A 12,558-nucleotide genomic window follows, 5' to 3' on the forward strand; every position below is an offset into this window, starting at 1 on the left:
CTGACCTCCCCAAACGAGGCTCCTTTTATGAATCTATGTCGCTGTTTTTTCAGCCTGCTTCTGTTGCTGCCGCTGTTTGCCAGCGCCGGACCGGCGGCTGACTTTGCCGCCGCCAGCCGCAGCCAGCAGGCCACGCTGCTGCAACAATGGGCTGCCGCGCCGGACAGTCAGCGTCTGCCGCTGCTGGAAGCGTTAAAAGCAGAAACCGTGGTCATCGACCAGAACAAACAGCCATTCAGCCAGCAGGGATCGACGCTGCAGCCGCTGGATGCGGTGGCACAGCCCACGGGTAACCTGAAAAAGCTATTTATGAACAATCGCCTGCGCGTGCTGGTAAACAACGCGCTGGCTGCGCACCAGCTGGTGAGCAGTGATGCGGCCCTGCGTCTGCGCGCAGCGCAGCAGCTGCAAAATGAGGGTGCCGCAGACCAGTTGCCGCTGCTGGAACAGCGGCTGGCCGCTGAACAGGACAGCCGGGTACATGCTGCATTAGCGCTGGCACTGGCGAATCTGCAACTGGCGGATGGCGAACCGATGGTGCGCCTGCGGGCGGTGAAACTGCTGGGTGAGTCCAGCGATCCCAATACGCAGGCCAGCCTGCAACGCCTGACCCAGCCCGCGAATGAGCCAGATGTCACGGTACGGGCGGCAGCGGCCGAAAGCCTGCAACAGATTCAGAAACGGCTAATGTGGGGCGATCTGCTGGGGCAGGCCTTCAGCGGCCTGTCGCTGGGCTCCATCCTGCTGCTGGCCGCGCTGGGCCTGGCGATCACCTACGGGCTGCTGGGGGTGATCAACATGGCGCACGGTGAAATGCTGATGCTCGGCGCGTACGCCACCTGGTGGGTGCAGAGCCTGTTTCAGCAGTTTGCACCGGACTATTTAGCCTGGTATCCACTGCTGGCGTTGCCGGTCGCCTTTATGGTCACCGCCGCCATCGGCATGGCGCTGGAACGCACCATCATCCGCCATCTCTATGGCCGTCCGCTTGAGACGCTGCTCGCTACCTGGGGAATCAGCCTGATGCTGATCCAGCTGGTACGGGTGCTGTTCGGGGCGCAAAACCTGGAAGTGGCGAATCCGTCGTGGCTCTCAGGTGGCCTGCAGCTGCTGCCCAACCTGGTGCTGCCGTGGAACCGCATCGCGGTGATCCTGTTTGTGGTGTTTGTGCTGGCGCTCACCTGGCTGCTGCTGAACCGGACCCGCCTTGGCATGAACGTGCGCGCCGTGACCCAGAACCGCGCCATGGCGGAGTGCTGCGGCGTGCCAACGGGTCGCGTCGATATGCTGGCGTTTGGCCTTGGTTCGGGCATTGCCGGGTTGGGAGGCGTGGCGCTGTCGCAGCTTGGTAACGTCGGACCGGAGCTGGGTCAGGGCTATATCATTGACTCGTTCCTGGTGGTGGTGCTGGGTGGCGTCGGCCAGCTGGCAGGCACCGTGGTTGCCGCGTTCAGCCTGGGCATTCTGAACAAAGTGCTGGAGCCGCAGATTGGCGCGGTGCTGGGTAAGATCCTGATTCTGGTGATTATCGTGCTGTTTATTCAGAAACGTCCGCAGGGACTGTTTGCGGTTAAAGGAAGGGTGACTGACTGATGACGCAACCCATCACACTTCGCATGGCGCGCACCGCGCCGCGCCTGGCGATCAGCATCGGCGTGGCGATCACTCTGGCGTTACTGGTGATGCCGTTTCTGGCGCTGCTGCCCGCCGCCCATCCGCTGGCGATCTCCACTTATACCCTGACGCTGGTCGGCAAAATCCTCTGCTATGCGGTGGTCGCCGTGGCGCTGGATCTGGTGTGGGGTTACGCCGGACTGCTGTCGCTGGGCCACGGGCTGTTCTTTGCCCTCGGCGGTTATGCCATGGGCATGTACCTGATGCGCCAGGCCGCAGGCGAAGGCTTGCCCGCCTTTATGTCCTTTCTCTCCTGGCGAGAGCTGCCCTGGTTCTGGACCGGCACCGAATACTTCGCCTGGGCGCTCTGCCTGAGCATGCTGGTGCCGGGCCTGCTGGCGCTGCTGTTTGGCTTCTTCGCCTTTCGCTCAAAGATCAAAGGCGTCTACTTCTCCATCATGACCCAGGCGCTGACCTACGCCGGTATGCTGCTGTTCTTCCGTAATGAAACCGGATTTGGCGGCAACAACGGCTTCACCGGCTTTACTACCCTGCTCGGCTTTTCGGTGACGGCGACCGGAACCCGCATCGGGCTATTTATCGCCACGGTACTGCTGCTGCTGCTGAGCCTGGTGATTGGCTTCACCCTGGCGCGCAGCAAGTTTGGCCGGGTACTGACTGCGGTGCGGGATGCCGAAAACCGTCTGATGTTTTGTGGTTACGATCCGCGCGGCTTCAAGCTATTAGTCTGGACGCTCTCCGCCGTGCTGTGCGGTCTTGCCGGGGCGCTCTATGTGCCGCAGGTCGGCATTATCAATCCGGGAGAGATGTCACCAGCCAACTCAATAGAAGCCGCGATCTGGGTGGCGCTGGGTGGACGCGGTACGCTGATTGGCCCGCTGCTGGGCGCAGCAATTGTTAACGGCGCACGCAGCTTCTTCACCGTCGCCTTCCCTGAATACTGGCTGTTTTTCCTGGGACTGATGTTCATCCTGGTGACACTGTTTCTGCCGCACGGCGTGATTGGCCTGCTGCGCCGGAGGAAAAAATGAGTGATGCCCTGTTTACCCAGCCTCAGCTCGCGGATCGCCATCGGGCGCAGCGCGATCCCGTCCTGCAACTGGAGAAGATCAGCGTCTCGTTTGACGGCTTCCGGGCGCTGACCGATCTTTCGCTGCAGATCGGCATCGGGGAACTGCGCTGCGTGATCGGCCCCAACGGCGCAGGCAAAACTACGCTGATGGATGTGATCACCGGCAAAACCCGCCCCGACGCCGGCCGGGTGATCTACGACCAGGACAGCGATCTGACCCGTCTGTCGCCGGTAGAGATCGCCCGCGCCGGCATTGGCCGTAAGTTCCAGAAGCCTACTGTGTTTGAGGCATTAACCGTATTTGAGAATCTTGAGATCGCGCTTAAAGCCAATAAATCGGTCTGGGCCAGCCTGCGCGCTCGTCTCAGCAGCGAACAGCGCGACAGAATTGATGAGGTGCTGAAACTGCTGCGGCTGGGTGGCGAACGCCAGCGCCGTGCGGGCCTGCTATCGCACGGCCAGAAGCAATTTCTGGAGATTGGCATGCTGCTGGTTCAGGAGCCGCATCTGCTGCTGCTGGATGAACCGGCGGCAGGCATGACTGACGCAGAGACGGCCTACACCGCCGAGTTGTTCCGCAGCCTGGCGGGCAAACACTCCCTGATGGTAGTGGAGCATGACATGGGCTTTGTCGAGACCATCGCCGACCATGTCACGGTGCTGCATCAGGGGCAGGTGCTGGCCGAGGGTTCGCTGCGCGAGGTTCAGGCCAGTGAGCAGGTTATCGACGTTTATCTGGGGCGCTAAAATGTTACAGGTTACTGAACTGAATCAATATTATGGCGGCAGTCATATTCTGCGCGGCCTGTCGTTTGAGGTAAAAATTGGCGAAATCACCTGTCTGCTTGGGCGCAATGGCGTGGGAAAAACCACGCTGCTGAAGTGCCTGATGGGGCTGATCCCGGCGAAGTCAGGCGAGATTCAGTGGCAGCAGCAGCGGATGAATGGCCGCAAGCCGCACCAGCGGGTGCAGGCGGGCATCGCCTATGTGCCGCAGGGACGGGAAATCTTTCCGCGTCTGACGGTCGAAGAGAACCTGCTGATGGGCCTGTCGCGCTTTCCGGCGGCGCAGGCGCGTGAAGTGCCGGAGGAGATCTATCAGCTCTTTCCGGTGCTGCTGGCGATGAAGTCACGCCGGGGCGGCGATCTCTCGGGTGGTCAGCAGCAGCAGCTGGCGATCGGCCGGGCGCTGGCCTGTCGGCCACAGCTGCTGATCCTTGATGAGCCGACCGAAGGGATCCAGCCCTCGGTGATCAAAGAGATCGGCGCGGTAATCCGCCAGCTGGCGCAACGGGGAGATATGGCGATCCTGCTGGTTGAGCAGTTTTATGACTTCGCGGCAGAACTGGCGGACAGCTATCTGGTGATGTCGCGCGGTGAAATTGTGCAGCGTGGCCGCGGCGACACCATGGAAGCAGAAGGTGTGCGCGGCCTGGTGGCGATTTAAACCCGACTCAGAGCAGGCCGGTCTCCACAGAGAAGTGACGCTGCTCGCCGCTCGCCAGGGTGATCAGCGTGCCGGCCTGCTGCGCGGCAAGAAAACCCTCTGGCCGACAGGTGGCGGGCAGAATATAGGCCGCCACCTGCTGGTCATGGTTGTGCAGCAGCCAGCGGGTTGCGTGCGGGAACTGCGCGGTAGAGAAGCGCGTCATCAGCGCGTAGCCCTGCGGCGCATGCAACTCAAACTGTACCTCATCACCATACTGCGGCAGATCGTCCGCAAAGAAGACGATCTCGGGATCGCAGAGCTGCGGTTGATCGAGCTGCTGTAACGCCTGCGGATCGCGCGCCAGTTGATCCGTGTAATCCCGCCAGGCGGGCGTTGGTCGAAGGTGCGCCGGGATCGAGCGACGCAGCTGGAATGCCCCTTCGGGGATCGACTGCCGGAAGCGCCCCTGATCGATCCACGCGCTGTTGAGGTGACACATGTATTGCAACGGCATCGGTGCACCCGCCAGATTGGTCACCATCATCTCTATCGTCAGACGGGGCCTGTCGGCCTGAATGCGAACGGCGGGTGCCGCAACATAATGATGGCCGAAGCCTTTAACATATTCACACTCCCCTTCCAGCGACAGTGTCTGATCGTCCAGCACCAGCCAGGCACTATCCATGCGGGCGCAGGCCATTTCCCCGTGCAGCGGATGATTGTCCTCTGGCGCGGGACAGCCGTTAGCCAGCAGCCCCGAATGAAAGGCAAAACAGCCATAGGTATCTATGATCGAATTCGCGGGCAGCGGCTGCTTAAAGCTGTGGCCCATGGTCAGGTTATGATCGTCAAACTGCACGTCCCAGATCATCTGCCCGAGAAACGGCAGCACGGTCACGCTGCCGCGCCGGTTATGAATGCGCACTGCCTCGATTCCTGCCGGATAGCGAAACACCTCAACCCGGAAGTCATCGCTTTCCAGCAGCAGCGAGGGCGTGGTGTGAAACTGGTCACGCGCTAAGGGTAAACGGGTTCTCATGGTAACTCCTCCACCAGACGACCGGCCGCAACCGGCTGTTTTTTATGGCGCAGTTCGCCGTAGAAGTAAAATCCGACCCAGGCGAAGCAGAGCAGCGAGACACCAAACGCCAGCTGCATTGAACCCAGCGTGTCAGACACCAGGCCCTGCAGCGCCGGGACAAAGGCCGCGCCAACAATCGCCATCACGATAAACGCGCCTGCCACTTCAGTGTATTTATTATCGACCGTCGCCAGCGTACCGGCGTAGATCGTTGCCCAGCAGGGCCCAAACAGCACGCTGACAAAAACGGCGGCGTAGACGGCGGTAAAGTTCGGCACCAGCATCACATAAGCCAGCGTCAGCACGCCCAGCACCGAATAGGCGATCAGCACTTTCTCGGCACGGAAGCGGGTCATCAGGAAGTTCGCCACGAACTTGCCGATAAAGAAGCAGACGAAGCTGTAGATCATAAAGTTAGAGGCGTGACGTTCATTGGCCGCCCCCAGCGTCAGCGCCAGACGAATGGTAAATGACCAGACCGCCACCTGCATGCCGACATACAGGAACTGGGTCACAATGCCGCGTTTAAAGTGACGGTTAGCCGCCAGATAGCGGAAGGTCTCGCCCAGTGACGGCCGGGATTTCTCATTACTCTCTGGTTTGCAGCGCGGATAGCGGGTGAACATAAACAGCAGCATCACGACCACCAGCACCATCACCAGATATTTGTAAGGCTCCAGCGTGTGCTCCAGCATTGTCAGGCGGAAAGCATGCGCCTGCTCTGCCGTCATGGCTGCCATCTGACTCTCCAGACTGTCGCCATCCTGGAACACCAGATATTTACCCAGCACAATCCCCATCAGCGCACCGATCGGATAGAAGGTCTGGCTGACGTTGAGGCGCAGCGTCGCATGATCACGATGACCAATCATCGAGCTGTAGGTGTTGGCCGCCGTTTCCAGGAAACTCAGGCCAATGGCAATCGCAAAGATCGCCGCGAGGAACATGGTGTAGGTCGCCATGTGCGAAGCAGGATAAAAGGCGATACAGCCGGCAATGTAGAGCGCCAGACCGATCATAATCGCCATCTTGTAACTGGTTTTGCGGATCACCAGCGAGGCGGGGATCGCAATCAGAAAATAGCCGCCATAAAAGGCGCTCTGCACCAGCGCACTGGCGAAGTCGCTCAGGGCAAACACACTTTTAAACTGGGTAATCAGGATATCGTTGAGACTCGCTGCACAGCCCCAGAGCGGGAAGAGGCACGACAGCAGAATGAACTGGAACAGCGGCGTTTTATTCAGATAGCCATCAGATTGCTGAACAATTTTCTGTTGCATAGCAGAACCTCAGTTACGGTTGAGAAAACGCTGGAAAGTCTCTGCGTCGGGATAAGCGCGCTGCGTGCCGCGCCCGGTGACGCTGCAGGCGGCATAGGCCGACGCCTGTGTCATGGCGGCGGCCACATCGCCGGTTTTCACCAGCAGATAGGCAAAGCAGCCGATAAAGGCATCACCTGCGCCGCTGGTATCGACCGCCTGAACCGGCGTCGCGGCCACGCGATGCACCTTGTCGCCGCTCATCCAGACCGAGCCCCGGCTGCCCAGAGTAATGATCAGATTTTTAAGGCCGCGCTTCAGCAGCGACTGCCCCGCCAGGATCACCTCGTCATCGGTGCTGACGGGCAGGCCGGTGAGGATCTCCAGTTCGGTTTCGTTCGGCATAAAGAAGTCGCATTTGCAGGCGTAGTGAATATCCAGCGAAGCGACGGCCGGTGCCGGATTCAGGATCACGTTGATCTGATGCTGGCGGGCAAAATCGATGGCGTAATAGACCGTCTCCAGCGGGATCTCCAGCTGCAGGATGATCAGCTCACAGGCTTTCAGCGCCTCTGCCGCGTCGTCGATATCAGCCGGTTTCAGCTGCTGGTTGGCACCTTTGATAATCAGAATGCGGTTTTGCGACTGGTCATCGACAAAAATCGGTGCCACACCGCTGGAGGTGCCTGGTGCAGTGGTGACAAATCGCGTGTCCACGCCCTGCTGCTGCAGGTTCGCGACGGTGTTGGGCGCAAAGAGATCGTCGCCAACTTTGCTGACCATCATCACGCTGCCGCCCATTTTCGCCGCCGCAACCGCCTGGTTAGCGCCCTTACCGCCGCAGCCAATCGCAAAGTCAGGCGCTTCAAGGGTTTCGCCCGCTTTCGGCAGGCTGTTGGTATAGGTAATCAAATCGACCATGTTTGAGCCGATGACCGCAATTGTCATGACCATTTCTCCTGGATATTTTGCAAACTTCAAATGTTATTAAAGTCACAATAACCTTTCTTAAAAGTTAAATATGTGACAAAAACCACAACATGAGTGCGCAAAATCGACAATATGCGACAGGGAGCGGGATTTTAAGTGTTACTATTATAACAAGATAACATCATTGAGCCTGCTGGCTGAGCAATGTGAACGCCTGCGGCGATGAGCGGTAGTCACCGCACAGCGGAGGTTTGCGGGCCTTTCAGAATGCGGGTAAGATTGGTTGCCAGCCTGGCGGATGAGACGCAACTCATTAAAATCTGTGAGGTTTGTCGCGTATTGACGTCGGTTCCGGCGTCTTTCCTCCGCATTGCAGGATAGGTAAACAGAGATGACCATGGAAACCCGGCGCGACGAACGCATTCACAAGCTGACACAGGCGCTTAAACGCACCGATAAACTGCATCTCAAAGACGCGGCCCAGCTGCTGGGTGTCTCAGAGATGACGGTTCGCCGCGATTTAACCGAACCGGGCTCCAGCGTGGTGTTACTGGGCGGCTACATTGTCAGCGACCCAAAAAGTCATACCGGCCACTATTTTGTCAGCGATCAGCATGGGCAGAATGCGGCCAGAAAGCAGCGACTGGCGCAGGCGGCGGCCAGCCTGATTAACGAAAACGATACGGTCTTTTTCGATTGCGGCACTACCCTGCCCTATATCGTTGATGCGATTCCCGACACGCTGTCGTTCACTGCCATCTGCTGTGCTATGAACACCTTTCTGACGCTGAAAGAGAAACCTGGCTGTAACGTTATTCTCAGCGGCGGTGAATTTCATGCTGACAACGCTCTGTTTACACCGATTGGCGTGCACACCATCCTGGACGATCTTTGTCCGACGCTGGCTTTGATCTCTGCGGCGGGTATCGACAAAGATCAGGGGGCGACCTGCTACAACACCAATGAACTGATGATGAAACATCACGCCATGCTGCGTGCCCGAACGTCGGTACTGGTGGCTGACAGCAGTAAATATGGCAAGGTGCTGCCTGCCCGCATTGCCGGGCTGCAGCGTTTTGACCTGCTGGTGAGTGACAGCGCACCCGATCAGGCGTTACAGAACTGGCTGGCGCAGCAGGCGATACCGCTTCGCCTGCCCTGAGCCTGCCTCTGCCGTCATTTCAGCGATTACGCGCGGAAATCAGACAGTTATTTCATACGTTGTCCGGCATCACCGCCCTCAGGGCATTATTCGCCGCCCCCCGGCTGGGATTAAACGGTGAAAAAGGCTAAACTTCGACATCATTCCAACGACCAACAGACCCAGAGGCTCAATCCAACGTGGCTCAATTCGTCTATAGCATGCATCGCGTCGGCAAAGTGGTTCCGCCGAAGCGACATATCCTGAAAAACATCTCGCTCAGCTTCTTCCCCGGCGCAAAAATCGGCGTACTCGGCCTGAATGGCGCGGGTAAATCTACCCTGCTGCGCATCATGGCCGGCATCGATAAAGATATCGAAGGGGAAGCGCGTCCGCAGCCAGGCATCAAGATTGGCTACCTGCCGCAGGAGCCGCAGCTTAACCTTGAACACACCGTGCGCGAGTCGGTTGAAGAAGCGCTGTCAGAAGTAGTTGGCGCACTGAAACGTCTCGACGAAGTTTATGCGCTCTATGCCGAAGAGGATGCAGACTTCGACAAGCTGGCCGCTGAGCAGGGCCGTCTTGAAGAGATCATCCAGGCGCACGATGGTCACAACCTGAATACCCAACTGGAACGTGCTGCCGATGCGCTGCGCCTGCCAGACTGGGACGCGAAGATCGCCACCCTTTCCGGTGGTGAACGTCGCCGCGTCGCCCTCTGCCGCCTGCTGCTGGAAAAACCAGACATGCTGCTGCTGGACGAACCGACGAACCACCTGGACGCCGAATCTGTCGCCTGGCTGGAGCGCTTCCTGCATGACTTCGAAGGCACTGTGGTCGCGATTACGCATGACCGTTACTTCCTGGATAACGTGGCAGGCTGGATTCTGGAACTTGACCGCGGTGAAGGTATTCCGTGGGAAGGCAACTACTCCTCCTGGCTGGAGCAGAAAGATGCGCGTCTGGCGCAGGAAGCTTCTTCTGAAGCCGCGCGTCGTAAGTCGATTGAGAAAGAGCTGGAGTGGGTGCGCAAAGGGCCAAAAGGCCAGCAGTCTAAAGGCAAAGCCCGTCTGGCTCGCTTTGAAGAGCTGAACAACACGGACTACCAGAAGCGTAACGAAACAAACGAACTGTTTATTCCGCCTGGTGCCCGTCTGGGTGACAAAGTGCTGGAAGTCAGCAATCTGCGTAAGTCCTATGGCGACCGTGTGCTGATTGACGATCTTTCGTTCTCCGTGCCAAAAGGGGCAATTGTCGGGATTATCGGTCCTAACGGCGCGGGTAAATCGACGCTGTTCCGCATGATGTCCGGTCAGGAACAGCCTGATTCCGGCAGCATTGTGCTGGGCGAGACGGTGAAACTGGCGTCCGTCGATCAGTTCCGCGACAGCATGGATAACTCCAAAACCGTCTGGGAAGAAGTTTCCGGTGGTCAGGACATCATGCGTATCGGTAACACCGAGATGCCAAGCCGCGCCTATGTTGGCCGCTTTAACTTTAAAGGCGTCGATCAGGGCAAACGCGTTGGCGAACTGTCGGGTGGTGAGCGTGGTCGTCTGCACCTCGCGAAACTGCTGCAGGTTGGCGGCAACATGTTGCTGCTCGATGAACCGACCAACGACCTGGATATCGAAACCCTGCGCGCGCTGGAAAACGCCCTGCTGGAGTTCCCGGGCTGTGCCATGGTCATCTCGCATGACCGCTGGTTCCTGGACCGTATCGCGACGCACATCCTGGATTACCAGGATGAGGGTAATATCGAATTCTTCGAAGGTAACTTTACCGAATATGAAGAGTACAAGAAGCGTACTCTCGGCGCCGACGCACTGGAGCCGAAGCGCATCAAGTACAAGCGTATGACGAAGTAATCGAATAAACGGGCGGCAGCGATGCCGCCCTTTTTGATGGTTCACTCAGCGATAAAACTCCCTGAACACCGGAGACTGCAGCGCAAACTCTATAAAGCGTGCCAGCGCAGGCGAATTCAGTTTACGGCCCGGATAGACCAGCCACAGCTCATTTCCCTCGACTTCCCATTCCGGCAGCACCGGCACCAGCCGGGGATCCGCCATCGCCCCATCGGTCAGAAAGTGCGGCAGCAGCGTAATGCCTGCATCGCCCAGCGCCGATTCGCGCGCATAGAGTAAATTGTCGGTGAGATGGCCAGGCGGCAGCAGCCAGCGGTAGAACGCACCATCGCGCTGCAATACCCATTCATTCCATGCGCGATGCGCGATACAGCGGTGAGCTGACAGCTGCTGCGGGTGAAGCAGCGGCGGGTGCTGATTAAGATAGTGCTGCGAAGCCACCAGCAGTCGTGGGCAGTTGCCTATCCGGCGGCCAATCAGCGAGGACTCCTGCGGCTGACCGGTGCGCAGCGCCACATCAAAGCCCTCCTGTACCAGATCCCGCATCTCATCGGAAATCGAGACATCCAGCGTCACATCAGGATAGAGACGCAAAAATGCCGCGTTACAGCGCGCCAGCAGTGTGGCACCAATGCCCGCCGGACTGGTGATGCGCAGACGCCCGCTGGGGTTTTCACGCAGGCTGGCGATAGCCTGATCGGCGCGTTCACTGGCCTGCATCATCTCCTGACAATGCAGCAGATAGCGCTCACCGGCAAAAGTCAGATTGAGCTGGCGGGTGGTGCGATTCAGCAAACGAATCCCCAGCCGCTGCTCCAGCTGGCTGATACGCTGACTGACACTGGATTTAGGCAGGCCTGCGCGTTCTGCCGCGCCGGTAAAGCTGCCGCACTCCGCCACCAGCGCAAACAGCGCCATGTCCTGCCACTGACGAAATGCCATTGTTCACCTCAGACGAACACTCTATGAAAGATTGTCCATCTTATCACCGTTAAAATCAGGTTCTACACTTAAGGCCTGTCTTCATCATTACAGCTGGTCTTGCCATAGAGAGTATGTACACCGACTCCCGACCAGGCTGTCAGAGAAAAGAGCCAGACTCTTTGCTTAACTACACAGGAAAACGTTATGTCTATTCGCGCTATCGCAATTAATCCCGAAAATCCTGAACACTTTACTGAAATTTTCCCTGAAACCCCCACGCCAGGCGAGTATGACCTGCGTGTCGAGGTCAAAGCCGCCTCGGTCAACCCGGTTGATACCAAGGTGCACAAAGGGGCGAAGAAGAACGGCTTACAGCAGCCACGTATCCTGGGCTGGGATGCCAGCGGCGTTGTGCTGGAAGTGGGCAGCTCAGTCAGCAACTTTAAGCCTGGCGATGAAGTCTTCTACGCCGGCGATCTGACCCGTCCAGGCAGCAACAGCACTGAGCAGCTGGTGGACTCACGCATCACCGGCCATAAGCCAGAGAGTCTGGACTGGGCACAGTCTGCCGCGATCCCACTGACGGCCCTGACCGCATGGGAAGGTTTGTTTGAACGACTGAACCTGGAGACGGCATCGGAAGATCAGACTCTGCTGATCGTTGGCGGCGCAGGTGGTGTTGGATCACTGGCGATCCCCCTGGCGAAGCTGCGCAGCAAAGTGAAGATCATTGCGACTGCCTCGCGTGAAGATTCCGCCCAGTGGTGCCGCGATCGCGGAGCCGATGTGGTGATCAATTACAAAGATATGATCGGTGAGCTGGAGAAACAGGGCATTAAGCAGGTTGATTATATTTTCTGCCTGAACGATACCGACGGTCACTGGGAGACGATGGCGAAGCTGATCGCACCACAGGGTCATATCTGCACCATCGTGGAAAACGAACATCCGCTGTCGATGGATCAACTGAAGCTGAAGAGTGCGGCACTGCACTTCGAGCTGATGTACACCCGCAGCATGTTTAATACCCCGGATATGGCGCGTCAGGGCGAGATTCTGGATGCGGTATCAGCATTGCTGGATGAAGGTAAACTGCAAACCACGCTGAGCGAAACGCTGCACGGCTTAAGCGTTGAGACGTTAACTGCCGCCCATCAGCGTGTGCTGGAAGGCCACATGCGCGGCAAAGTGGTCATGGTCTATTAATGCGCTGACCCGG

General features: G+C 58.3%; 11 protein-coding genes. 7 read left to right on the plus strand and 4 right to left on the minus strand.

What is annotated here, in order from left to right; genetic code table 11:
• Positions 1-27 precede the first annotated feature (27 nt).
• Genes urtB through urtE form a run of 4 tightly spaced genes read left to right on the plus strand, consistent with a single transcriptional unit; the run spans position 28 to position 4,154 of the window.
• Entirely contained in the window at positions 28-1,593 is a 1,566-nt protein-coding gene (gene urtB / locus KTJ90_RS16300) for an urea ABC transporter permease subunit UrtB (RefSeq protein WP_008925540.1), read from the plus strand.
• Positions 1,593-2,666 carry an urea ABC transporter permease subunit UrtC gene (gene urtC, locus KTJ90_RS16305; protein ID WP_008925539.1) on the plus strand — a complete coding sequence of 358 codons (1,074 nt, stop codon included), beginning with the start codon at positions 1,593-1,595 and terminating at the stop codon, positions 2,664-2,666. Before urtB ends, urtC begins: the two co-directional genes overlap by 1 nt.
• Entirely contained in the window at positions 2,663-3,454 is a 792-nt protein-coding gene (gene urtD, locus KTJ90_RS16310) for an urea ABC transporter ATP-binding protein UrtD (RefSeq protein WP_008925538.1), read from the plus strand. The genes urtC and urtD overlap by 4 nt, the downstream gene beginning before the upstream one ends.
• Position 3,455: 1 nt before the next feature.
• Positions 3,456-4,154 carry an urea ABC transporter ATP-binding subunit UrtE gene (urtE, locus tag KTJ90_RS16315; RefSeq protein ID WP_003854882.1) on the plus strand — a complete coding sequence of 233 codons (699 nt, stop codon included), beginning with the start codon at positions 3,456-3,458 and terminating at the stop codon, positions 4,152-4,154.
• 7 nt (positions 4,155-4,161) lie between these two features.
• Here the strand turns inward: urtE and KTJ90_RS16320 are convergent, their stop codons facing one another.
• From KTJ90_RS16320 to rbsK, 3 genes are read right to left on the minus strand one after another with little or no spacing between them, the layout of a single operon-like run.
• On the minus strand, positions 4,162-5,175 hold the full coding sequence (locus KTJ90_RS16320) for an aldose 1-epimerase family protein (RefSeq protein ID WP_286865975.1): 1,014 nt from the start codon (positions 5,173-5,175) through the stop codon (positions 4,162-4,164).
• On the minus strand, positions 5,172-6,497 hold the full coding sequence (gene fucP / locus KTJ90_RS16325) for an L-fucose:H+ symporter permease (RefSeq protein WP_003854887.1): 1,326 nt from the start codon (positions 6,495-6,497) through the stop codon (positions 5,172-5,174). The genes KTJ90_RS16320 and fucP overlap by 4 nt, the downstream gene beginning before the upstream one ends.
• Positions 6,498-6,506: 9 nt before the next feature.
• Complete coding sequence (rbsK, locus tag KTJ90_RS16330; protein ID WP_003854889.1) at positions 6,507-7,424, minus strand: ribokinase; 918 nt, start codon at positions 7,422-7,424, stop codon at positions 6,507-6,509.
• A gap of 379 nt (positions 7,425-7,803) precedes the next feature.
• On the opposite strand from rbsK, the gene deoR reads away from it, so the two are divergent.
• A complete protein-coding gene (gene deoR, locus KTJ90_RS16335; RefSeq protein ID WP_033743124.1) occupies positions 7,804-8,568 on the plus strand; it encodes a DNA-binding transcriptional repressor DeoR in 765 nt (254 codons plus the stop codon).
• A gap of 179 nt (positions 8,569-8,747) precedes the next feature.
• Positions 8,748-10,415, plus strand: coding sequence for an energy-dependent translational throttle protein EttA (gene ettA, locus KTJ90_RS16340; RefSeq protein ID WP_008925533.1), 1,668 nt, complete (start codon positions 8,748-8,750; stop codon positions 10,413-10,415).
• Between the two features lie 45 nt (positions 10,416-10,460).
• Here ettA and KTJ90_RS16345 read toward each other — a convergent pair whose 3' ends face one another.
• Positions 10,461-11,357 carry a LysR family transcriptional regulator gene (locus KTJ90_RS16345; RefSeq protein WP_003854894.1) on the minus strand — a complete coding sequence of 299 codons (897 nt, stop codon included), beginning with the start codon at positions 11,355-11,357 and terminating at the stop codon, positions 10,461-10,463.
• Between the two features lie 186 nt (positions 11,358-11,543).
• On the opposite strand from KTJ90_RS16345, the gene KTJ90_RS16350 reads away from it, so the two are divergent.
• A complete protein-coding gene (locus tag KTJ90_RS16350; protein WP_003854895.1) occupies positions 11,544-12,545 on the plus strand; it encodes a zinc-binding alcohol dehydrogenase family protein in 1,002 nt (333 codons plus the stop codon).
• The last annotated feature ends 13 nt before the right edge of the window (positions 12,546-12,558 follow it).

It is taken from the genome of Pantoea jilinensis, from assembly GCF_019104105.1.
GTDB lineage: Bacteria > Pseudomonadota > Gammaproteobacteria > Enterobacterales > Enterobacteriaceae > Pantoea > Pantoea eucalypti.

Excerpts from the sequence above, each read along its gene's own strand:
- urtB (WP_008925540.1), top strand. The coding sequence starts at position 28 with ATGAATCTATGTCGCTGTTTTTTCAGCCTGCTTCTGTTGCTGCCGCTG.
- urtC (WP_008925539.1), top strand. The coding sequence starts at position 1,593 with ATGACGCAACCCATCACACTTCGCATGGCGCGCACCGCGCCGCGCCTG.
- urtD (WP_008925538.1), top strand. The coding sequence starts at position 2,663 with ATGAGTGATGCCCTGTTTACCCAGCCTCAGCTCGCGGATCGCCATCGG.
- urtE (WP_003854882.1), top strand. The coding sequence starts at position 3,456 with ATGTTACAGGTTACTGAACTGAATCAATATTATGGCGGCAGTCATATT.
- KTJ90_RS16320 (WP_286865975.1), bottom strand. The coding sequence starts at position 5,175 with ATGAGAACCCGTTTACCCTTAGCGCGTGACCAGTTTCACACCACGCCC.
- fucP (WP_003854887.1), bottom strand. The coding sequence starts at position 6,497 with ATGCAACAGAAAATTGTTCAGCAATCTGATGGCTATCTGAATAAAACG.
- rbsK (WP_003854889.1), bottom strand. The coding sequence starts at position 7,424 with ATGACAATTGCGGTCATCGGCTCAAACATGGTCGATTTGATTACCTAT.
- deoR (WP_033743124.1), top strand. The coding sequence starts at position 7,804 with ATGGAAACCCGGCGCGACGAACGCATTCACAAGCTGACACAGGCGCTT.
- KTJ90_RS16345 (WP_003854894.1), bottom strand. The coding sequence starts at position 11,357 with ATGGCATTTCGTCAGTGGCAGGACATGGCGCTGTTTGCGCTGGTGGCG.
- KTJ90_RS16350 (WP_003854895.1), top strand. The coding sequence starts at position 11,544 with ATGTCTATTCGCGCTATCGCAATTAATCCCGAAAATCCTGAACACTTT.